The sequence below is a fragment of the Halobacillus yeomjeoni genome (assembly GCF_020171525.1).
Taxonomy (GTDB): domain Bacteria; phylum Bacillota; class Bacilli; order Bacillales; family Halobacillaceae; genus Halobacillus; species Halobacillus yeomjeoni.
In genome coordinates this window covers 75,452-97,280 of record NZ_JAIVAI010000008.1, presented here as the reverse complement: position 1 = coordinate 97,280, position 21,829 = coordinate 75,452, and the positions used below count along the sequence as shown (strand labels likewise).

Sequence of the window (21,829 nt, the reverse complement as noted above, 5' to 3'; positions counted from 1 at the left end):
ACCGCTAAGGTCCATTACGTCCTTAGCGGTTTTTTTGCTGGTATTTTTCCTTTTCGATATGAAAGAATCAGCTAGTAAGCTCTGCCTGCTTTACTTTATTTGCCGTAACTGTATTTTCAGCATTATCGACAGTCTGAGTCTGACTTAACTCCATAACTGGAGTGGTCGGACTCAACCAGCCGGTATACCAGGAACCTTCTTTCACGATTGGGTCCAAGTCGAATAAGTCGAAATGGCATTTTTCAGCTATATCTTCCAACTCTTCCTTATTAGGTAATGCAAACAGATTGGAATGAGCAACGAAGAAACTATTGAAAGCTGACGAGAATGCTTCCCCGTGTTCCGTTTCACTAATTGGAGAGATGATAGAAATCAAACCACGTTTTGTTACGTACTCATGTAATTGATGGAGAACTGAACTTCTATCTTCCGGCGCAATATAGTGGAATATATTATGAAGAAGGATGACGTCCACCTTCTGCTCGTCCTCAGGCTCCCAATTTTGAATATCCCCTACTTCAAATTTCACATTTGGAACATCTTTGGACAGTTCTTTCGCTTCTTCAATCACTTTTTGGTTAATGTCTACACCAATCATTTCTATATCCGGAAATTCTGCAGCTAATTTTCGTAAATACCCGCCATGTCCACATCCGAGATCCACAATGGACTTCACCTTTCGATCCCTGATCATTTTAATAATTTTTTTGATGGCGAAGTGTTCCAAAAGTGCAGAAGTTTCGGCTACTACGCTTCCGTGTTTTTCGTGGTCGAATACAGCACGTTCTCCGGACTTCATGAACTTGGGATACTGCAGCAGGGTAGGAATATGAAGTTCCATCATTTCCTTCAGCAGAGCTTTAACTCCAGGAGACTGATCATTTCCCATAAGTGGACCGCAGCGTTTTTTAGAGGTTCGATACCGGTTATTCGGCCGTTTCTTCAAGTGTTTGACGGCTACTCCCACCTTCACCCAAGAAGCGAGTAGATCTAAAGGATATCCTGTGTCCTCACTTACTTTTTCGATGGTTTTAGCCTTCTTGAACTCATCGAAAAGTTCCAATTCCGAGCCCACATAAGCGTGCCAACTAGGTAAAAACGATTCATTTTTCTTCATCCACTTTCTCGCCTGCATAGCTACAACCCATTCATTCATGCGATCCATCCTTTCTATTACTTCTTTTCCAGGGGTAGTCTTCTTTTTCTGAAAAAAGGAATTTGTGCTGTTTGTGATCACTGATGACTCGTTTCCTTACAGGAAGGAAACCTCCTTGGACAGCCCGATCGACCCAAGAGAAATCCCACCTGCCAAGACCTGATATATTCAACATTTGTTTTACGTGGAGCTGGTCGTCTTCCAACATTCGTTGTACAGCATTCATCCGTAGATTTCTCCACCATTCGAAATGATAAGAATAAACGAGAGCAGATAAATGACTTAGATGAAGAAGGAACTCTACTCTCGGTTTACGGACATCCTCGTAGTAATGTAAGTATTGATGATAAGGTTTACTCTCCTCTTTACACCAAGCCAGTAATTCACCGAGTACATCGGCATCTTGTATCGCCAAATTCATTCCTTCTCCCGCCATGGGATGTACGGTGTGTGCTGCATCTCCGATAAGTACAAGATTTCCTGAGTGATAGGAATCTACATGGTACGTAAAAGGAATCATCAGCTGTACGGTCTTCCAATCATCTATGCTCCGCACTCCTTCAGATAATTCAGGCTCAAGCTCACTGTAAGCTTGATATAAAAACTCCAACCCTTTTTCCTTTATACTTTTGTACTCTCCTGCCTTGATCAAGTACACGGTACGCACTTCATCTTCAGGGAGAGGGAATAACCCTAGGAAACGATCAGGGGACGTGATGATTTTGCCTTTACTAAAGGTTGATGGACGCGGTATGGTGACTGTCAGAAAGTGATGATTATAATCTTTCCGTTTCACTTTCACGTTCATTGCATCCCGCGTCGGGGAACTGCGTCCTTCAGCTCCTACATAAACCTTAGCTTCTATGTTTATCGTTTCCCTCTTCTTCTTTATCTTTGCCCGTCCTTTTTCAAAACCTTTGAATCGATAACCGGGGTAGTAATGAAAATATTGATCATAGAATTCTCCCTTTTTTCTCAGAATTGCTTTTGTCTTTTCATGAGGGACCATCAAGGCGTGATCGAAACGACTGGCGACTCGGCTGTAATTCATTTCTGTAAGACTGACTTCTTCGGGAGGTTCATCTACATGGGTGGTTACTTCCTGGAAACGCAGTTGATCAATGGGATGGCCGCAGTCTTCTATATCTTCAATGACCCCGAGACGCTCCAAAATCGCTAACGTTTTCGGTTGTAACAATTCTCCTTTGTAAACGGGGGATTCTTTTGTCAACTGCTCTGCCACGACGACATGGACTCCTCTTTCAGCCAGCTTGACCGCTAGAGCTAAGCCGCCTACCCCACCACCTGCGATAAACACGTCGGTTTTCATCTACGTCGACTCCTCCCCCTTTTCGAAAAATGTCTATAATAGCATGTTCCCTTTTCGCACACATGAAAACCTTTTAATTCAAGCCTCTGTACATGCCGTGTCCTTCCATTCTGATTTATGTGGATGAGGAACTTCCTTCCATTAAAAAACTCCATAAAAAAACACGAGCCGGGAATGACTCGTGTTTTGCATAGCATAGAGGGCTTGTACATATATATGTGGTATACAAGACCTCACATTTATTCCGTTTTTGTAACAATATCAATAATATGCTGCCATGTTTCCCAGTTCAAAGCATCCATGGGTTTTCCATCTCCGATGACACCGTAACCAACCATGACTCCTAAAAGTAAAGCAGCTGCGCTGAGTACAAGGACGATGAGGAGACGTAACCAGATCGGAAGAATTCGGCGACGACCTACTTTCGATTTTTTTTCCTTAGAAGACGCCTTCCCCTTTTCACTGCTCGTTTTTTTCTTGGTAGCTTCATCGAGCGCTTTACGCTTACGTTCTCTTTCTTGTTCTTTTGTCAGCTTTTTGCCGTTTGGATTCTGATCTGTCGCCATGGTCGTCAAACTCCTTACGTTTAAGATCTCAGTTGATTGACAAGTCCCATCATTTGATCACCTGTCGATATCGATTTTGCGTTAAATTGGTATGCACGTTGAGCCATCATCATTTCTGTCATCTGTTGGGAGAGATCGACATTGGAAGACTCTAGTGCTTTGGATTGGAGTTGGATATCAGCTTGAGGTACGCCCTCTATAATCCCTTCCTGCTCTATTCCATCAGGTATCTTGAATCGATTATCCCCGACGGCTTCAAGCATGCGAGGTCTCACTGCAGAAAGAACGCCCAGCTGACCTTCTACTGATCTATCTCCTCCACGGGTGACTACAATTGCACCGTCCTGTTGTATATGAATATCTGAAAAACCTTCATTTATCAAGATGCTTTCTCCATCTTCATCTAACACGGGTAGTCCTTCGGAGTCCGTCAACATGACTTGTCCTTCACCGTTCGGGTTCATATAGAAGTTCCCCGCCCGTGTGTAATGAATGTCATCCCCGTCATTCCCTGGAACTCGTATAGAAAAAAGTTGGTTTTCATTCATGATTGCCACATCTAATGCTCTACCTGTTTGCTGAATACTCCCTTGATTCAAGTTCAAGTTTGTATGTCCAAGTCTGGCTCCTGTCCCCACTCTGATCCCATCAGGTGTCATGCGGCCTTTTTTTGCGTGGTCATGCGATAAATTATCAATCTGCTGAAAAAGCAGTGATGAAAAATCTGCACTTCTACTCTTATAGCCGGTTGTACTGCTGTTCGATAAGTTATGACCGATCAAGTCCAACTTACTCTGGAGCTGCCCCATCGTGACAGCTGCTTGAATCATAGAGCGATTGATCAATGATATCAACTCCTCTTATCGTAGTCTCCCGATTTCCGTAACCGCTTTTTGCATGCTTTCGTCATAAGCTTTGAGGACTCGTTGATTCATTTCAAAAGATCGGTATGTATTCATCATTTCTGTCATCGTGCGGGATGGGTCGACATTCGATCTCTCCAAGAAGTTTTGACGAATTTGAAAGTTGATTTCAGGGTTAGCCCGGGCATCAACGAGCGGTTCCGCTTCTTCTCCAGGGCGGAAAAGGTCGTTCCCTTCTTTTACCATATCAGGAGAGTTTGAGGTATATGTTAAACCAAGAGGAATCTCCCTTTCACCTAAACGGAGCGTTCCGGTATCTGTCAATGAAAAATCCATGCCCCCGGTTTGAATCGGATCGTCATTTTGATCCATTACATAATACCCTTGATTCGTTGTCAGAAAACCTTCCCCATCTACAGTGAAGTTCCCATTTCTGGTGTACCGCATTTCTCCATCTTCATTCTGCACGTTGAAAAATATCATCCCACTTGAATCAGGAACTGACCCTTGAATAAGAGCTAAATCTGTACTGATCCCTGTTTCTTTCAAGTCACCCTGAGTGAAATCAGAAACAGACTCTTGCATGTAAACCCCTGTATGGAGGGATCCTACTTTATTGTGCACAGGTAATTTAAGACCACGTGATGTAGGTATGCTCTTATTTCCCATCTGTTGAATGAGAAGTTCAGGAAAAGACCTGACAGTCCCTTGATCAGCTTTATAGCCTGGGGTGTAGGCATTTGCCATATTATTAGATAATGTTTCCTGCATCCTTTGGTTCGCTAACATACCTGAAGCCGCTGTGTAGAATCCTCTTAACAAGGTCATCGCTCCTTTTTTAAATAGGATGGTTTATAGTTTCGTCGAAATCCTTTTGTCGATGTTCTCAAGCATAATTCCTGTGCCAGTTGCTACACAATCCATTGGTGATTCTGCAACAAGTACTGGAACTTTCAGCTCTTCAGCCAGTAGTTGATCGATTCCATGAAGCAAGGCGCCTCCACCTGTCATAATGACTCCACGATCGATGATATCTGCAGACAGCTCTGGAGGTGTACGCTCCAGCACTTGTTTGGCAGCTTGTACAATCACTTGAACAGATTCTCTTAAAGATTGTTCAATTTCTTTAGAATTTACGCTGATTGTACGTGGCAGTCCAGATACCATGTCCCGGCCTCGAATTTCGATTTCTTCATTACGTGATCCCGGGAATACAGTTGCTACACTGATTTTAATATTTTCAGCAGTGCGTTCACCAATCAATAGTTTGTATTCTTTCTTGATATAGTTAAGAATTTCATGATCGAACTTATCACCGGCCATTTTGATGGATGAAGCTGTTACGATATCCCCCATAGAAAGCACAGCGACATCTGTAGTTCCTCCACCAATATCAACGACCATGTTTCCGCTCGGCTGGAAAATATCCATTCCGGCACCGATCGCGGCTACTTTCGGCTCTTCTTCTAAGTATACTTTTTTGCCGCCAGACTTTTCAGCAGCTTCTTTAATGGCTTTTTGCTCGACTTTGGTTATATTCGTAGGACAGCATATCAACATTCTCGGCTTTGAAAGAAACCCACGAACATTCGTTTTTTGAATAAAGTGCTTGAGCATGGCTTCGGTTACATCGAAGTCCGCAATGACCCCATCTTTCAATGGACGGATGGCTTCAATATTGCCTGGAGTCCGACCGACCATCCGACGAGCTTCTTCACCCACTTCAAGCACTTTACCCGTATTTCTATCCATCGCAACGACAGAAGGTTCGTTCAAAACGATTCCTTTACCTTTTACATGTATCAGTACGTTAGCCGTACCGAGGTCAATACCTATATCTCTTGCAAACATGTCCTGTAGATCCTCCCTGTAGTAAAAAGCATAAATACCCTCACAGAAACCGAATTGAACATAGACTCCTTATTGAACAGCGTCCTATCCAATTCAATATTCCTGTCAGGATGTGGAGAATTTTCACTCCGATATTTAGTCTTCCCTTTTATTTGAATAGCTATCATGGTAGTTTAAATACTTACATATCTAATTTTATATTCTATCACAAAATTACGACATTCGTCTCATACGATAGGAAAAAAAGTTACTCATATCGAGGGAATTTGACATCGGGAGGATCCATATTTTCAGAGGAGTGATTGGACTTTCTGCTCTTCCAAAACCTGCGCTTTATACTTCCTTCTTGTTGCTTCACCGCCACGAAGGTGCCTGATTTCTTTGTGATAATCCAGAATCTTTTTCACTTCTTTCGCAAGTTCTGGATTCACTTCTGGAAGACGTTCAGTCAAGTCTTTATGCACCGTACTTTTTGAAACGCCAAATTCTTTGGCAATCACTCTCACCGTTTTTTTAGTTTCAATGATGTGCTCTCCAATCTTGATGGTTCTCTCTTTGATGTAATCATGCACTCCACTCGCCTCCTGTGATTGACTATCCAAGGGGGTGGGATTATGAGGAAAGCGTTCACTATTAAGTTTTGGGAACGGGCTCTGGATGTTTATTCATAGTTGTTTACCCTGGATGTTACCGAGTGCTCGGTTTATCTTCATTGTATTAAAGAATTGTTGAAGATATGCCACAGGTCTAAAGTAAGTACAAGGCTTTCGTCTCAACTTCTGCAGACTTAGTTCTGTGAAAGCTTGGGAGAGGATTATGTATTTAGGACCTTTTGTTTTACAGTGAAAATCAACATCTGCCTTTAAAAGGCCCTTTTTAAAACACAAAAAAATGAGGGAGATTCCCTCATTTTTAAGTTTGAGTTGTTGAAATGGAAGATGCGCTGTCTTCATCCGGCGTTTCTTCGCCATCAGAACCAGTCGGGTCTTCTTCTACATCCATCTCGTAGTGGTCTGTAGATTCTTCCGCAGGCTCATTTGTTTCTGCTGGAGGATTGTTTTGTCCATTTTCACCTTTTTCCGGTTTGCCTTCAGATTGCTTTTCAGCTTCTTCATCAATTTTGCTTAAAGGCTGACCAAAAAGGTTCTCTGGATTAAACGGCTGTCCATCTTTACGAACTTCAAAGTGGACGTGGACCCCACTCGCCTGCCCGAAAGAATTACGTCCGGCAGTACCCAGGGCATCTCCTTGGGAAACTTCAGCTCCTGCTTGTACATCGACATTATCAAGGCTGGCATAAACAGTTGTTACATCTTTGTCATGAGTGATTTCGATGACATTCCCGTATAAAGGATCTTCTTTGACTTCAGTAACCGTTCCTGAAAGGGCTGCGGTCACTTCGAAAGCTTCTCCATCTTCTCTCGTAATGTCTACACCTTCACTTTGATAATATTTATTGTTGTATAGAACCAGTGCAGTCTCTTGATCTTTTTCGGATGCATTGTAATCATAGAATTTAGTGACAATCGAAGCAGCTTTTTCATCGGCTACAGGCATTTTCAAGTTTTCATCTTGTTCCATGACAGCAACTGAATCTTGCTCATTCTCATAAGTCGTAAATTCGTTTTGAACCTCTGGCTTCTCAGCGATTTGATTCTCTAAATCATTCGCCCCTTGCTGATACCAAAAGACTCCCACTAAAACCAATGCAGCTACAGACAAATACAAAGCTGGATACAACCACTTCTTACGCATCAAGCGCTTAAACTTTAATTTACTCACGCTTTTCTTACCTTCCTCTCTCATGTTCATCACCTCAAAAACCATTCTGAACAGATATCAGGAATTATATACATGAGAAGGAAAATTTTATAAATAACGTTTCGAGTTTATATTTTTACTCTACTGCCTGTTTCTTATGTTTATAAGGGTTCAATGATACATTACACTCTATTCATCCGCTCTCTTTTTCTTCTATTATGGTTCACGTGTGCGGCTGCTATTTCTAAGGACTCCCGAATACATTTCTTCAAACGAAATGGCTCTGTTATTGCTAGGTGTTGTTATATCACATGTGAGCTCATATCAGCTCTTTCCGTCCTGGGTTTTGTATGAGGCGGCCTTTTAGAATGACTCCCTTTCCGTGGGGTACCGTGAGCCTCCTCAGGCTGCGCCTTCCGGGGTCTCACGATGTACCTTTATCCCACAGGAGTCTCGCCATTCTAAAAGGCCGCCTCTTCAAAGTAGGAGGATCGGAAAGGCCATTACCGAAGTCAGGTACACCAACTACGAACGGGATGGCAGGGAAAACAGGTAGACTCCTGCGGGAAAAAGGAACAAGGTGAGACTACGGAGAACGAAGTTCAAGGAGGCTAAAGCGTCCCCCGCGGAAAGCGGATTGTTTTCCCCGCCATCCCACGCTCTGAGTAAATAACGGACCGAACCCCTAATCCTAGACAGGGACTATATTTAGTAATCGTTTAAAATATCAACAATAGACTTTAACAGAGCCAACGAAATTAAAAAAACCGCCTCTCAGCGGTTTTTAGTTCGTTTGTTTTTTATCATTATTTTCAATTGAAGCCGTCAAAGTACTGATAGGTGAAATTTTAGTATCTTTATAATAATGGTTGACGATTTCCTTGTAATCTTTTCCGATCTTCGCCATTCCATTCGCCCCATATTGACTCATCCCCACACCATGTCCGTATCCCCTTGTGGTGAAGATGACATGATTTCCTTTTTGTTTAATTGTAAAGTCACTGGAGGGCAGATCAAGCTTTTCTCTAATTTCCCTTCCAGTAAAGGATTGGGTTCCGAAATTCACCCGTTCAACTCGGTTGCCTTCTGTTTTTGTCATGGTAGTGTCTTTCGTTAAACGGATCCCAAGACTGGTTTGTAACTCCTCCACTGTGAGGATTTTTTGATCGACGAATTTTGGTGATTCCTGATCCCAGGGACTTTCTACACTTTTCAAATAAGGAATTTCATTTTCCCAGTAATCCTCCGCATTTTCTGTATATCCATTACTGGTAGAAAAAAATGCTGCTGTAATTGGTTCATGATTGTAAGTAATGATTTCTCCCTGGGTTTCTTCGACAGCCTGATTGATTTTAGTAATGTTGGTTGAATATTTATCCTGCCACTGTTCCCGCAGTTCCTGCTCGTTTTTATAAACTTGATGTTTGACTGTATCCGTTACATCGGCGTGGTCAGACACAGATCCTTCTTGAATCATGTGACGGGTGATATATGTGCGAGCAGCTAATGCTTGAGCTTTCAGAGCCTCGATTTCAAAATTGACCGGCATTTCCGAAGCAACCACTCGAGCCACATAATTTTCTAGAGGAACATTCTCAATTTGACCCGTTTGAGTCCTAAGCACACGAATCGAGAAAGGACTTTGAGCAGTGACTTCATCTTTCGCTTTTTTTCCGCCCGGGGTTTCCTTTACTTCGCTAACTGCGTTTGAGTCCGTAAATGGTACGACGATTAATGTGGGAATAACAAGAATAGCCATAAACAGTGCTACTGTTATGACAAGCACGATCCATTTTTGTATCTTCATTCGCATCCTCCTGGTCATATAGTAAATCCCTCTACTAAAATGTATCCAAAATTGATGAATGATAGAACAAAAAAAGCTTGCCTATCTCAATATTATTGAGACAGACAAGCTTCTATAATGATAAAAGTTATAAAGTCGAAACAGATTCACTGGATTCATATTCTTCAGTAACTTCGTCTTCTTCTTTGACACGCTCGATATCTGCACCAAGCTGAGCCAATTTCTCAGTGAAGTTCACATATCCTCGATCGATGTGCTTCAGTTCCGTTACACGCGTATATCCTTCTGAGACCAACCCTGCAAGTACAAGGGCAGCTCCGGCACGTAAATCAGTTGAAGCTACTTCTGCACCTTGAAGATTTGATGGACCTTCAATAATTACGCTGCGGCCCTCTATCTTCATTTTTGCATTCATACGACGAAATTCTTCGACATGCATAAATCGATTTTCAAATACCGTTTCAGTAATGACACTTGTACCTGTTGCATTCAACATCAGGGCCATCATCTGAGATTGCATATCGGTCGGGAAACCAGGATGCGGCATAGTTTTAATATCTGTCGCTTTCAAGATATCAGGACCGATGACTCGAAGACCGTCTTCTTCTTCTTCGATAATAACGCCCATCTCTTCCATCTTCGAAACGACGGAGCGCAAGTGTTCTGTCATCGCACCTCTAACCAGGACATTACCGCCTGTAATAGCGGCTGCAACCATAAATGTCCCTGCTTCAATTCTGTCAGGGATAATTGTGTGGTTTGCTCCAGTCAGCTTTTCCACACCTTCAATACGGATCGTTTCTGTTCCTGCACCTACGATTTTCGCGCCCATTTTATTCAAGTAATTGGCGAGATCTACAATTTCAGGTTCTTTAGCACAGTTTTCTAAAATGGTTTTACCTTCAGCTAGAGCTGCGGCCATCATGACGTTTTCCGTTGCGCCAACACTCGGAACATCAAAGTAAATTTTTGCACCTTGCAGGCGGCCTGGGGCTTCAGCTTCAATATAACCATTTCCTACTGTTACATGAGCTCCCATCGCTTCAAAGCCTTTCAAGTGCTGGTCAATCGGTCTAGAACCGATTGCACAACCACCTGGAAGAGCGACTTTCGCATGTCCATAGCGGGCCAAAAGTGGTCCCAAAACAAGAACAGAAGCTCTCATTTTTCTTACATATTCTATTGGTGCTTCAGTCGATAAATCTCCAGAAGCATCTATTGTTACAGTGTTCCCGTCTACAGTTACATCAGCGTTCATGTGTTTGATGACTTCATTAATAGTATATACATCTGCTAGAGCAGGTACTTCATTCAACACACTTTTTCCTTCACTTGCAATTATACTTGCTGCGATGACAGGCAGTACGGCATTTTTGGCACCTTCTGCTTTCACAGTACCATTCAGCTGCCTCCCACCACGGACGATGATTTTTTCCAAGGTTCATTCTCCTCCGCGTCCATATTCATTATTATTAATATTCACTCGTAATAATGGGTGTGCCAATCGTAATGTTTGTCCCTTCGCCCAAAGTTCTTGAGGCGTACTGAACATTCATTTTTCCATTGGCGGTCGGTATCATTTGTTCCCATTGTTCTGTATAGCCCGTTCTAATCGTTAGTTCATTGTCAATTACTTCATCTATAGATGTGATATTAAATGCTTTTTTGAAATTTTGATACACTAAAACATCATCTATAATATCACTAGACTTCACCTCAATACAAGAGAAAATTGTTACATTTCCTGAGAAATATCGACTTTTTACGTCATCGATATACATCATTTCTTCTTTTGTTATTGAAGCTGTTCCCCGTCCTTCTACTAGATAAACTATTTCTGCATAATATTTTTCTTCGTTTGGGATGATCAAGATAATATATTCGAAAATCGACGGATTTTTTTGAGCGTCTTTGAAAGTAATCTTCCTGGAGTGTTTCGTAACCTCTTCCGTCATGACTATTTCATTGTCTGAATGTAATAATTCCTTTTTCAACTGGTCAATCTTTGTCTGGGCAACTTGTTCCTTCATAGTGACTTTCCATGATTCTAAAGGAAGCTGTTCATCCACAGCAAATCCTGCTAATTTTTCAAGAGTCGTCGGTTTATAAGCAGACATCTCCTGCGGGTAAACACCTGTTCCTAAAATGACGCATGCAGATATAATTGCTATGAAAGTCTTCATTTGATTGCCTCCCCAAGCATTGACTTACTTTAAGTTTTGCCTGAGAAGACAACTCTCATACGAAACAATTCTTTACAGGAAAAGACATGAACGCTTAACCATTATTAAAACAAGTACACCAGGCTGTTCGACCAGGATAAAAAGTCGAGGAAAAAGTTACTTACCGTCGACCCTAAAGCGATCGTAACGATAATAAGAAGTGCTCTGGCTTCAAAAACACGGTTTTTCCTGAAAAAAGCATCAAAATTAACCGATTGAAGTACTCTCCATGTTATGACGATGAAAACTAAATGTGACGTCATATTCATGATCGCTTCTTCGGCAAAGTATTGGTCCATTCTGCACACCTCTCATCACCCATGGTTTTACACACCTTATGGTATATACCATGTTTAATTTGTTCTTAAACACCATTTTGACAAAAAATGATTCGCTGCTCATTTCCCGGGGAATATTGACGAATCATTTCCATATCGATGACACAATTATTCTTTAATCCACAAAAAAACTGCTCTCAAAATGAAAGCAGTTTAGAAGTTATTGTCAAAAACATCCAAACGATTAATGGCTCGTTTGAGGGCCAGTTCAGCCCGTTTGAAATCAATGTCGGCTTGTTTATCTTGTAGGCGTTTTTCTGCACGCTCTTTCGCTTTGCGAGCACGATCGATATCAATGTCAGAAGGTTTTTCAGCGGATTGAGCCAAAATGGTAACTTTATCTGGTCTCACTTCCAAGAATCCTCCACTGACCGCGATTCGATCTGATTTACCTTCACCTTTCAAGCGAACAGCGCTTATTGTAAGCGGAGCTACCATTGGAATGTGACCAGGCAAAATTCCCAGCTCTCCACTTTCCGCCTTACAACTAACCATTTCAAATGCATCTTCCAAAACCGGGCCATCAGGAGTGACAACACTCACCGTTAGTGTGCTCATAATCATTTCCTCCTTGGCTGTTCAGTGAAAAGTCGGGGTGTTCAGTAAGTGATCACCCCTTTTCACTGTGATATGGGGTTATTGCATTTGTTTAGATTTTTCAACGACTTCTTCGATACGGCCGACAAGGCGGAACGCATCTTCAGGGATGTCGTCGTATTTGCCGTCAAGGATCTCTTTGAAGCCTTTAACCGTCTCTGAAACAGGGACATAAGACCCTGGCTGGCCTGTGAACTGTTCAGCAACGTGGAAGTTTTGAGACAAGAAGAACTGAACGCGACGTGCACGTGAAACAGTCAATTTGTCTTCATCTGAAAGCTCATCCATACCGAGGATTGCAATGATATCCTGCAATTCTTTATAACGCTGAAGTGTACGCTGAACTTCACGTGCAACTTCATAGTGCTCGTCTCCGACAATTTCCGGATCAAGAGCACGAGACGTTGAAGCAAGAGGGTCCACGGCTGGATAGATACCTTGCTCAGAAAGCTTACGCTCAAGGTTGGTTGTTGCATCCAAGTGTGCGAATGTCGTAGCAGGTGCAGGGTCTGTATAGTCATCGGCAGGTACATAAATCGCCTGAATGGAAGTTACAGATCCTTTATCTGTAGATGTGATTCGCTCCTGAAGTTGTCCCATTTCTGTAGCCAATGTCGGTTGGTAACCAACGGCAGATGGCATACGTCCAAGAAGGGCGGATACTTCAAGACCACCTTGTGTAAAGCGGAAGATGTTATCAATGAAGAACAACACGTCCTGGCCTTGCTCATCACGGAAATATTCCGCCATAGTCAAACCGGAAAGGGCAACACGCATACGTGCACCAGGCGGCTCGTTCATTTGACCGAAGACCATTGCTGTTTTCTTGATAACGCCTGAATCTGTCATTTCATAGTAAAGGTCATTACCTTCACGTGTACGCTCACCTACACCGGCGAATACAGAGATACCACCGTGCTCTTGAGCGATGTTGTTGATCAATTCCTGGATTAATACGGTTTTACCTACACCGGCGCCACCAAACAATCCGATCTTACCACCTTTAACGTATGGAGCAAGCAAGTCAACAACTTTGATTCCTGTCTCAAGAATCTCAGTTTCTGTTGCAAGGTTTTCAAATTTAGGAGCCTGACGGTGAATCGGGTCACGACGTACGTCATCACCAATCGGTTCATCTAAATCAATATTTTTACCCTCTACGTTAAATACACGACCTAATGTCACATCTCCGACAGGTACAGAAATAGGCTTTCCTGTATCTGCTACTGATGTACCACGCATTACGCCATCTGTAGATGACATTGCAACGGTACGGACAGTATTATCGCCCAAGTGCAGGGCAACTTCTAACGTGAGGTCGACGCTTTTTTCATTTTCATTTTGCGCTTCATAGCTGACATGTAATGCGTTATTAATATCAGGGAGATGTCCGTCATCGAACGTTACGTCAACAACGGGCCCCATAATTTGGGTCACGCGTCCTTTACTCATCGATTTCCCTCCTAACTTACTGTTAAAAAGACCAAGAATACCTATTCGAGAGCAGCTGCCCCGCCGACAATTTCGGTAATCTCTTGGGTAATTGCAGCTTGACGTGCACGGTTATAGGAAAGTGTAAGATCGCCGATCAATTCATCAGCATTATCTGTAGCACTCTTCATAGCAGTCATTCGAGCTGCGTGTTCACTGGCTTTACTATCAAGCAATGCACCGTAGATCAAACTCTCAGCATATTGAGGAAGCAAGACCTCTAAAATCTCTTCTTGGTTCGGCTCATACTCATAAGAGCTTGTAGCACCTTTCTTCACTTCGTTCAAGTCAGTCAATGGCAGTACTTTCTTTTCAGTAACTTCCTGAGTGATCGCACTGACATAGTGGTTGTAATAAATATATAATTGGTCGATTTCACCGTCTGTATATAGTTGTACAGTCTGAGATGCGATATCTTGGATATCAGCAAAATCCGGTTGATCGGAAATACCGGTGATGTCCATATCGACCGGCATATTACGTTTGCGGAAGAAGTCACGCCCGATTCGCCCGATCGTAATCAGCTTATACTCCTCAGCAGAAGTATGGTGCTGATGAATCTGACGATAAACTTTACGGAGGATACTGCTGTTGTATGCCCCTGCCAAGCCTCGGTCGGAGGTTATGACTAAGTATCCGGTACGTTTTACATCACGAGCCTCAAGCATTGGGTGACTAGCATCACCGCCGCCTTGAGAAATACTTGCGACAACTTCTTGAATCTTCTCACTGTAAGGAACAAAGTTTTTAGCATTTTGTTCGGCACGATTCAATTTAGAAGCAGATACCATTTCCATTGCTTTCGTAATCTGTTTTGTCTTTTTAGTAGACGTAATCCGGCCTTTAATATCTCTAAGGGATGCCACGCTGTTTCACCACCCTTTCTAGCTGGTTGAGCACTTATTGTTAAAACTGCTGCCGTAGGTTCTAAAATGTCCAGCTATTAAGCTTTCCTACATTATTCAGAAATTACGAAAGTTTTCTTAAATGCTTCTACAGCTTCGTTCATATCGTCTGCTTCTGCCAGTTTTCCTGTTTGACGGATCTGGGAAAGAAGGTCTTTACGGTTGTTGTCTAACCAGTTGTGGAACTCAGACTCGAAGCGAGTGATGTCTTCAACTGGTACATCATCAAGGAAGCCTTTAGTAAGTGCGTAAATACTCATGACTTGCTTTTCAACGGCTAGTGGTTGGTGTAAACCTTGTTTCAAGATTTCTACCGTACGAGCACCACGGTTCAATTTGGCCTGAGTGGATTTATCCAAGTCAGATCCGAACTGAGCGAATGCTTCCAATTCACGGTAAGATGCCAAGTCAAGACGCAGTGTACCTGCTACCTTTTTCATTGCTTTGATCTGTGCGGATCCACCTACACGGGATACGGAAAGTCCTGCGTTGATCGCTGGACGTACACCTGAGAAGAATAGATCGGATTGCAGGAAGATCTGTCCATCTGTAATGGAAATAACGTTTGTCGGAATATATGCGGATATATCACCTGCTTGAGTTTCAACGAAAGGAAGAGCTGTCAATGACCCTCCGCCTTTTGCATCACTCAACTTGGCCGCACGCTCAAGTAGACGGGAGTGAAGGTAGAATACATCCCCTGGGAAGGCTTCACGGCCCGGCGGACGACGCAATAGCAGAGATAGTTCACGATAAGCAGCCGCCTGCTTGGAAAGGTCATCATATACAACTAGAACGTGCTTTCCGTTGTACATGAATTCTTCACCCATAGTAACACCGGCATATGGTGCAAGGTAAAGAAGCGGAGCTGGTTGTGAAGCACTAGCTGTAACGACGATTGTGTAATCAAGGGCACCGTGGCGTCGAAGAGTTTCTACTGTTCCACGAACTGTAGATTCTTTTTGGCCAATTGCTACATATACACAAATCATATCCTGGTCATGCTGGTTCAAGATTGCATCGATTGCAACAGATGTTTTACCTGTTTGACGGTCACCGATGATCAACTCACGCTGGCCACGACCAATTGGTACAAGTGCGTCGATCGCTTTAATACCTGTTTGAAGTGGCTCATCTACAGATTTACGGTCCATAACTCCAGGAGCTGGAGATTCAATCGGACGAGTTTTAGTCGTTTCAATTGGTCCCATACCATCTACTGGTTGTCCTAGAGGGTTCACTACACGACCTATCATTTCGTCACCTACAGGTACCTGCATGATACGTCCTGTACGACGGACTTCGTCGCCTTCTTTAATATCAGTATATGGTCCTAGAATGACAAGACCAACGTTACTTTCTTCTAAGTTTTGTGCCAATCCCATGACACCATTTGAGAATTCAACGAGCTCTCCAGCCATGACGCTGTCAAGACCATGAGCACGGGCAATACCGTCACCAACTTCGATTACGGTACCTACATCGTTGACCTCTATATCGGATTCATAGTTTTCAATTTGCTGTTTAATCAGCGCACTGATTTCTTCAGCTTTGATGCTCATGCCATTTCACCCCTATCATCTATTGTTCGCAGAAACTAAATTACGCTCCATACGGCGAAGCTTTCCACTGACAGATCCATCAAAAATACGGTTACCCACACGTAGTCGGATTCCTCCGAGAATCGTTGGATCTACAACATTTTTCAAATTCAATGAACGCTTCCCAACCTTAGGTGCGAAAGTTTCTGAAATACGTTGCAGTTCTGCATCGGAGAGTTCACGAACGGAGTAAACTTCTGCATCCGCTATTCCTTTAGCATCGTTCATCAATGTGATGAATTCAGCGATCATATCTGGAATGATTTCTTCCCTGTGCCTGTCGAGCAAAATATGCAAAGTGTTGATAACTTCGGCAGAAAAGCCTTTGAAAGCATCATTCATCATTTGTTTCTTTTGTTCCACAGTAACGCGAGGGTGCTTAAGGAAAGTGATCAATTTTTGATTTGATTGAAATACGTCACTCAAGGTGCGTAGTTCAGTTTCTAATTGATCGAGTTTCGATTTTTCTTGACCGAGTTGAAAAAGTGCGTTTGCATAACGTCTTGCAACGATCGTTTGGCTCATCGCTCTTCTCCTGCCTCGTCAATGTATTTGTTGATCAATTGCTCTTGATCTTTTTCAGATAATTCTTTTTCAATCACTTTAGAAGCGATCATGACAGACATCGATGCGACTTGATCTTTAAGGACTTGTACAGCTTTGTCACGCTCTTGTTCAATCTCTTGACGAGCAGATTCCTTGATGCGGTCTGCTTCGGCACGAGCTGATTCGATAATATCGCGCTCTTGCTGACCTGCTGTTTTACGAGCATCCTCAATTATGTTCTGTGCATCTTGACGTGTCTTTTTCAACTCTTCAGAAGCTTCACGCTGCATGCGCTGCGCTTCTTCACGGCTTTTTTCAGCTGTATTGATTTCATTCGCGACATAATCTTCACGTTCTTTCATCATGTTCATCAAAGGACCCCACGCGAATTTACGTAGAAGGACCAGCAAACCGATGAAGAAAACAAGCTGGATGATCATATCACCTATATTCAGTCCTCCAGCACCGAGGACAAGACTCTCTGTGAATCCTTGCACAGTTTTCACTCCTCTCCACACCATATCGTAACAGGTTTAAGACTTTACCAAATGCGGAAACGTCCTATGATGCCCTGGACGCAACCATCAGACAAGAGAAAAACCCGGCTTCGGCCATAGAAAGCCTCCGTCGAATTTTTGTTTCATTGTTCTTGAAGTATAAAGTTTTCGTAAGGTATAAAGGAAAGGCGAAGACCTTTGAGGTGAACTTCGCCATAAGCGTAAACGCTCGTCCTGCTTTATTGACCCATTACGATGAATGCGATAACAACGCCGATGATAGGAATCGCCTCTACTAGGGCAACACCGATGAACATTGTTGTTTGAAGAGCACTGCGCAATTCTGGTTGACGCGCAATTCCCTCTACTGTACGACTTACGATAAGACCGTTACCAATACCAGCACCTAGTGCCGCTAAACCTACTGCAATTGCAGCTGCTAAAAGACCCATAATGAAAATCCTCCTCAATATTTTAAAAAAATTTTTATGCTTTTATATTAATGGTCTTCGCTCACTTTGTGAGACATATAAACCATCGTTAACATAACGAAGATAAATGCTTGGATAAATCCAATAAATGTACTGAAGCCCATCCACGCAATCATCGGTAGTGTTGCTCCGATAAATCCGCCGATACCACTCGCTGCTAAACCTACGAGTAGGGTGAGTAAGATCTCACCTGCATAAATGTTCCCGTAAAGACGGAGACCTAACGTCAACGTATTCGAGAATTCTTCAATGATTTTGAATGGTAGTAAGAATGGTAATGGCTTGACGAATGTCTTGCTGTATTCTTTACCACCTCTTAACTTCACGCCATAGTAGTGTGATAGAACAACTACTAAAGTGGCTAAAGTCATCGTGATTCCTGGATCAGCTGTAGGTGATTTCCACCATAGCTCGTGACCTACGACTCCATTCGTGACGACACCTAACATGTTCGATACAAATATGTAGGTAAATAATGTCAAACCTAAAGGCAAGAAAAGCTTTCCTGTCCGCCAGTCCATATTTGAACCGATAATTCCTTTTATGAAATCAATCAACCATTCCATAAAGTTCTGGAATCCTGTCGGGTACCGCTGCATATTTTTCGTGGCCGCTACACCTAAGATGAATACGATCAATGATGCAACAAACATCATTAAAACGTTAGAAAGGTTAAAATCCAGCCACTCAATACCAAATGCGTCCTTCCACATCGGTGCTTCGTGATTCAATCTGTTCACCTACCTTCCATTATGCTTAACTATTGAATTGTTGAACAGGTAATCTATAACAATGACAATGTAGGCTGCCATTAAGCCCAATACTACTGAAATCAAATGGAGATGATCTTCAAACTGAAGAGCGATGACAACGGCTAGAGCGCCGGAAGCCAATCGAGTAAATGTACCGATTCCCCTGACTGATTGTTGTTTTTCAGATGCGTCTCCAAGTTTCTTGATCTTCCGCTGCATAAGCCAGAGGTTGTAAAAACTTAAAACACTTCCTAATAATAAGCCGAGGAATACAGGGCGCCAAGGAGTAATCCCCCACCCTAGTACCAGAATAGCTAGAAGAAAGAACATCCATTTTCGTTGACGGGCTATCATTTGTTGATAATCTTTCATACTAATCGTCTCCCGTATATGTCCGAACTAAATGAATGGTTCCATATGTACCTGTTCCTAATCCGAGGAAAAGTCCAATGATCAAAAACGTCGGTGTTGTGGAAAAATGACTATCGACCCATTTCCCTAAAAAAACACCAGCAAGTGGTCCGCCAGCGAGTTGGGAAAGGATTGCGCTCGTGAGCGCCATAGCCCGAAAATGCGGCTCTGCTTTTTTCATGATCAAGCCTCACTTCGTGTATTGGAAAAAGGCTCTAAACCCTTGTGTAAGCGCTTGAAAACCTTATCATTCCATCCTATGTAAGAATACAATAGGGGTCATATCATGTCAATGAGTTTGTGATTAAAAGTACAAATGAATGACACAGTTCGATCACATTTTCGTCACAATTCCGACAAACTCTTCCATATATCTTCCATCCACCATCTTAGCACGTCATTGACTAACATTTCCATGCCCAATTTCAACTAAATATGGACTAAAACACCTCAACCCATCCATTTATTGGATGGGTTGAGGTGTTTGATTATTATTCGAATCCAATCGGAAAAGTGTATTCCTCTTCATCCTTATTATTCTCAACGGTTACAACAGCTATATACGTCCCTTGTAAGTTTGTACCGTCAGAGGAAATGACACCTTTGTTCATACCTGCTTTTAAATTTTCAGCCTTGAAGATTTCACCCTGATGGAACATCGTTCCCGCTCTATAAAGATCCACTTTGATCCGGTCGATGTTTTCTGACAGATAAAAGCGATACTGTAAGTGGTGGTTGGTATTCATTGATTTGGTTAATTCAAATCCTGAGACCTTTTTATAATCAGCCGTCTCTTTCATGTATAAGAAAGGAATGTGGTAGACATCCTTACCTGCCTTTATGGTTACAAATCCCTCATGTATTCCCTCTTTTACAAAAGTCTTAGAGAGCTGCAGTTGAATATCAACTTGCTTGGATTGACCAGGTGATAACGTGACCGATGAAGGCATCCTCCAAGTGACTCCCGCCTTTTTATCAGGCTGTTCAAAATATAAATCAAACGTTTGATTAGTAGGGTTCGTAACCTTGATGGGAATTTCTTTTTTGAAGAACTCATCTTTTACACGACCAAAATTGAGAGCGAAAGGAGATATAAGAAAGCTTGGATTTATCGACTCCTCGATATCCAGGATTCCTCTCCCTTGTTCAGTGGGTTGGAACAATCGCCCCTCCTTTTCAAGTACGTCAGCAGTGCTCAATATAGCAGTTTTAATTTGGGAAGGTGTCCATTCAGGGTGCGCTTCTTTCACAACTGCCACCGCACCACTAACATGCGGAGCAGCCATACTCGTTCCCTGTAACGCTTTATAACCTCCGGGTACTGTACTGACGATATCCACACCAGGTGCAAGCAGATCCGGCTTTACATCCCACGTTGTCGTCACAGGCCCACGTGAACTAAAGGGAGCTACGTTTTCTTCCACTTCTTTAAATTGCGTCTCTCCCCATTGATTTTCATTGATCCCTTTTTCAACTAACCATTTTCCAGCCGTGCCCGACACTGCTGCCACAGGGATAGGAATGTTCACACCGTCTAAAGAACCTTGAAAACTGCCTTTCTCATTGTTATATATAATGACCCCTGCCGCCCCTGATCGATAAGCCTTCAAAGCTTTTTCACTGAAGGGGATCACTCCTCGTTCAAAAAGGACAATTTTTCCTTTGGCATCCATGATTTCTTCATCACCAATACCTACATGAATAAGAGGATACTTCTTAGTTAAATCCCATGTTTTGGACCCCATAAGCGTATGAAGAGCCACCACCTTCTTCTCTCCTGGAAAGGTCAGAGTCGGTATAGCTTTAGGAAAGGAATACGCACCTACAGTAATAGCCTCCGAAGAAGTTGCCGGTGATCCTACAGTCCAAGCTTCCGGACCTGAGTTTCCCGCTGCCACGACAACAGTCACCCCTAATTCAATCGCTTTATTCACAGCATGAGAAGTCGGCCAGTCCGGACCGTTGACGTCATTTCCGAGCGAAAGATTAATGACATCCATTCCGTCTTCAACCGCTTCCTCAATGGCAGCAATGACTTGTACCGAAGAACCTACGCCACCAGGACCGAGAGCACGATAGGCATACAATTCAGCATCCGGGGCTATACCCTTCATCTTTCCATTAGCGGCTATGACCCCTGCGACATGTGTACCATGCAGCGTTTCCCCATACCCAACCGTTTCCATTGGATCATCATCAAAGTCGACTGTATCAAAACCGCCTTTATAATTTCCTGCAAGATCAGGGTGATGATAATCGATTCCTGTATCGATTACACCGACTTTCACCCCTTTCCCAGTATAAGAAGAAGGCAAGGATTGGCGGAGACGATCTGTTGAAAAGGGCTCTGTTTTTTGATAGAGCGCTTGATAGACAGCCACCGGATATTGTTGGATAACCATATCAAGCCGAGCTATTTTCTCAAGTTCTTTGACTTTCCCTTTAATTGCAACGCCATTAAAAATTGTGTCGTAAACAGCTAAAACTTCGACCCGGGGAATCCTGGATTCAATTTCACCTGCTGCCAGCTTTGAAGATCCTTCCACTTCAAAAATCAACGTTACTTCTTCATCCGCTCCAGGAGAGTGAAAACCGACAAGTAACCATACCACGATTAACAAGAAAGCAACGTTCCGCATAGTGA

Annotated in this window: 23 protein-coding genes; all 23 read right to left on the bottom strand. The window is 42.8% G+C overall.

Annotation, left to right across the window (positions count from 1 at the left end; genetic code table 11):
- Nucleotides 1–67 precede the first annotated feature (67 nt).
- A complete protein-coding gene (locus tag LCL89_RS15775) occupies nt 68–1,156 on the bottom strand; it encodes a class I SAM-dependent methyltransferase (RefSeq protein ID WP_224810873.1) in 1,089 nt (362 codons plus the stop codon).
- Nucleotides 1,149–2,486 carry an FAD-dependent oxidoreductase gene (locus tag LCL89_RS15770; protein ID WP_224810872.1) on the bottom strand — a complete coding sequence of 446 codons (1,338 nt, stop codon included), beginning with the start codon at nt 2,484–2,486 and terminating at the stop codon, nt 1,149–1,151. The genes LCL89_RS15775 and LCL89_RS15770 overlap by 8 nt, the downstream gene beginning before the upstream one ends.
- Before the next feature lie 239 nt (nt 2,487–2,725).
- On the bottom strand, nt 2,726–3,052 hold the full coding sequence (locus LCL89_RS15765; RefSeq protein ID WP_224810871.1) for a DNA-directed RNA polymerase subunit beta: 327 nt from the start codon (nt 3,050–3,052) through the stop codon (nt 2,726–2,728).
- Between the two features lie 20 nt (nt 3,053–3,072).
- Nucleotides 3,073–3,897 carry a flagellar hook-basal body protein gene (locus LCL89_RS15760; protein ID WP_263620749.1) on the bottom strand — a complete coding sequence of 275 codons (825 nt, stop codon included), beginning with the start codon at nt 3,895–3,897 and terminating at the stop codon, nt 3,073–3,075.
- Between the two features lie 15 nt (nt 3,898–3,912).
- The gene (locus LCL89_RS15755) at nt 3,913–4,737 is read right to left on the bottom strand and encodes a flagellar hook-basal body protein (protein ID WP_224810870.1); all 825 of its coding nucleotides are present in this window, start codon (nt 4,735–4,737) and stop codon (nt 3,913–3,915) included.
- Between the two features lie 30 nt (nt 4,738–4,767).
- Nucleotides 4,768–5,766, bottom strand: coding sequence for a rod shape-determining protein (gene mreB, locus LCL89_RS15750; RefSeq protein WP_197317229.1), 999 nt, complete (start codon nt 5,764–5,766; stop codon nt 4,768–4,770).
- 290 nt (nt 5,767–6,056) lie between these two features.
- A complete protein-coding gene (gene spoIIID, locus LCL89_RS15745; RefSeq protein WP_197317228.1) occupies nt 6,057–6,338 on the bottom strand; it encodes a sporulation transcriptional regulator SpoIIID in 282 nt (93 codons plus the stop codon).
- Between the two features lie 340 nt (nt 6,339–6,678).
- Nucleotides 6,679–7,548: a peptidoglycan DD-metalloendopeptidase family protein gene (locus tag LCL89_RS15740; RefSeq protein WP_224810869.1), complete on the bottom strand. Its 870-nt coding sequence runs from the start codon at nt 7,546–7,548 to the stop codon at nt 6,679–6,681.
- 763 nt (nt 7,549–8,311) lie between these two features.
- Nucleotides 8,312–9,334, bottom strand: a complete 1,023-nt coding sequence (gene spoIID, locus LCL89_RS15735) for a stage II sporulation protein D (RefSeq protein ID WP_224810868.1) — start codon at nt 9,332–9,334, stop codon at nt 8,312–8,314.
- Nucleotides 9,335–9,461: 127 nt separating this feature from the next.
- A complete protein-coding gene (gene murA / locus LCL89_RS15730; protein WP_197317225.1) occupies nt 9,462–10,772 on the bottom strand; it encodes a UDP-N-acetylglucosamine 1-carboxyvinyltransferase in 1,311 nt (436 codons plus the stop codon).
- Nucleotides 10,773–10,806: 34 nt separating this feature from the next.
- Complete coding sequence (locus tag LCL89_RS15725) at nt 10,807–11,517, bottom strand: YwmB family TATA-box binding protein (protein WP_224810867.1); 711 nt, start codon at nt 11,515–11,517, stop codon at nt 10,807–10,809.
- 104 nt (nt 11,518–11,621) lie between these two features.
- A complete protein-coding gene (locus LCL89_RS15720) occupies nt 11,622–11,855 on the bottom strand; it encodes a DUF1146 family protein (RefSeq protein ID WP_197317223.1) in 234 nt (77 codons plus the stop codon).
- Between the two features lie 192 nt (nt 11,856–12,047).
- On the bottom strand, nt 12,048–12,452 hold the full coding sequence (locus tag LCL89_RS15715) for a F0F1 ATP synthase subunit epsilon (protein ID WP_197317222.1): 405 nt from the start codon (nt 12,450–12,452) through the stop codon (nt 12,048–12,050).
- A gap of 78 nt (nt 12,453–12,530) precedes the next feature.
- A complete protein-coding gene (atpD, locus tag LCL89_RS15710; protein ID WP_197317221.1) occupies nt 12,531–13,943 on the bottom strand; it encodes a F0F1 ATP synthase subunit beta in 1,413 nt (470 codons plus the stop codon).
- A 41-nt stretch (nt 13,944–13,984) separates the two neighbouring features.
- A complete protein-coding gene (locus tag LCL89_RS15705) occupies nt 13,985–14,848 on the bottom strand; it encodes a F0F1 ATP synthase subunit gamma (protein ID WP_197317220.1) in 864 nt (287 codons plus the stop codon).
- Between the two features lie 92 nt (nt 14,849–14,940).
- A complete protein-coding gene (atpA, locus tag LCL89_RS15700; protein ID WP_197317219.1) occupies nt 14,941–16,449 on the bottom strand; it encodes a F0F1 ATP synthase subunit alpha in 1,509 nt (502 codons plus the stop codon).
- A 15-nt stretch (nt 16,450–16,464) separates the two neighbouring features.
- Complete coding sequence (locus LCL89_RS15695; protein ID WP_224810866.1) at nt 16,465–17,013, bottom strand: F0F1 ATP synthase subunit delta; 549 nt, start codon at nt 17,011–17,013, stop codon at nt 16,465–16,467.
- Nucleotides 17,010–17,531 carry a F0F1 ATP synthase subunit B gene (gene atpF / locus LCL89_RS15690; protein ID WP_197317217.1) on the bottom strand — a complete coding sequence of 174 codons (522 nt, stop codon included), beginning with the start codon at nt 17,529–17,531 and terminating at the stop codon, nt 17,010–17,012. The genes LCL89_RS15695 and atpF overlap by 4 nt, the downstream gene beginning before the upstream one ends.
- 239 nt (nt 17,532–17,770) lie before the next feature.
- The gene (atpE, locus tag LCL89_RS15685) at nt 17,771–17,983 is read right to left on the bottom strand and encodes a F0F1 ATP synthase subunit C (RefSeq protein ID WP_014644824.1); all 213 of its coding nucleotides are present in this window, start codon (nt 17,981–17,983) and stop codon (nt 17,771–17,773) included.
- A 47-nt stretch (nt 17,984–18,030) separates the two neighbouring features.
- Nucleotides 18,031–18,753: a F0F1 ATP synthase subunit A gene (atpB, locus tag LCL89_RS15680; protein ID WP_197317216.1), complete on the bottom strand. Its 723-nt coding sequence runs from the start codon at nt 18,751–18,753 to the stop codon at nt 18,031–18,033.
- Nucleotides 18,754–18,762: 9 nt separating this feature from the next.
- Nucleotides 18,763–19,146 (bottom strand): ATP synthase subunit I, encoded by a 384-nt coding sequence (locus LCL89_RS15675; protein ID WP_197317215.1) that lies wholly within the window; start codon nt 19,144–19,146, stop codon nt 18,763–18,765.
- A gap of 1 nt (nt 19,147) precedes the next feature.
- Nucleotides 19,148–19,366, bottom strand: a complete 219-nt coding sequence (locus LCL89_RS15670; RefSeq protein ID WP_224810865.1) for an AtpZ/AtpI family protein — start codon at nt 19,364–19,366, stop codon at nt 19,148–19,150.
- A 310-nt stretch (nt 19,367–19,676) separates the two neighbouring features.
- Nucleotides 19,677–21,824 (bottom strand): S8 family serine peptidase, encoded by a 2,148-nt coding sequence (locus LCL89_RS15665; protein WP_224810864.1) that lies wholly within the window; start codon nt 21,822–21,824, stop codon nt 19,677–19,679.
- Between the last annotated feature and the right edge of the window lie 5 nt (nt 21,825–21,829).

Excerpts from the sequence above, each read along its gene's own strand:
- LCL89_RS15775 (WP_224810873.1), bottom strand. The coding sequence starts at position 1,156 with ATGAATGAATGGGTTGTAGCTATGCAGGCGAGAAAGTGGATGAAGAAA.
- LCL89_RS15770 (WP_224810872.1), bottom strand. The coding sequence starts at position 2,486 with ATGAAAACCGACGTGTTTATCGCAGGTGGTGGGGTAGGCGGCTTAGCT.
- LCL89_RS15765 (WP_224810871.1), bottom strand. The coding sequence starts at position 3,052 with ATGGCGACAGATCAGAATCCAAACGGCAAAAAGCTGACAAAAGAACAA.
- mreB (WP_197317229.1), bottom strand. The coding sequence starts at position 5,766 with ATGTTTGCAAGAGATATAGGTATTGACCTCGGTACGGCTAACGTACTG.
- spoIID (WP_224810868.1), bottom strand. The coding sequence starts at position 9,334 with ATGAAGATACAAAAATGGATCGTGCTTGTCATAACAGTAGCACTGTTT.
- LCL89_RS15725 (WP_224810867.1), bottom strand. The coding sequence starts at position 11,517 with ATGAAGACTTTCATAGCAATTATATCTGCATGCGTCATTTTAGGAACA.
- LCL89_RS15720 (WP_197317223.1), bottom strand. The coding sequence starts at position 11,855 with ATGGACCAATACTTTGCCGAAGAAGCGATCATGAATATGACGTCACAT.
- LCL89_RS15715 (WP_197317222.1), bottom strand. The coding sequence starts at position 12,452 with ATGAGCACACTAACGGTGAGTGTTGTCACTCCTGATGGCCCGGTTTTG.
- atpD (WP_197317221.1), bottom strand. The coding sequence starts at position 13,943 with ATGAGTAAAGGACGCGTGACCCAAATTATGGGGCCCGTTGTTGACGTA.
- atpA (WP_197317219.1), bottom strand. The coding sequence starts at position 16,449 with ATGAGCATCAAAGCTGAAGAAATCAGTGCGCTGATTAAACAGCAAATT.
- LCL89_RS15695 (WP_224810866.1), bottom strand. The coding sequence starts at position 17,013 with ATGAGCCAAACGATCGTTGCAAGACGTTATGCAAACGCACTTTTTCAA.
- atpE (WP_014644824.1), bottom strand. The coding sequence starts at position 17,983 with ATGGGTCTTTTAGCAGCTGCAATTGCAGTAGGTTTAGCGGCACTAGGT.
- LCL89_RS15675 (WP_197317215.1), bottom strand. The coding sequence starts at position 19,146 with ATGAAAGATTATCAACAAATGATAGCCCGTCAACGAAAATGGATGTTC.
- LCL89_RS15670 (WP_224810865.1), bottom strand. The coding sequence starts at position 19,366 with ATGAAAAAAGCAGAGCCGCATTTTCGGGCTATGGCGCTCACGAGCGCA.
- LCL89_RS15665 (WP_224810864.1), bottom strand. The coding sequence starts at position 21,824 with ATGCGGAACGTTGCTTTCTTGTTAATCGTGGTATGGTTACTTGTCGGT.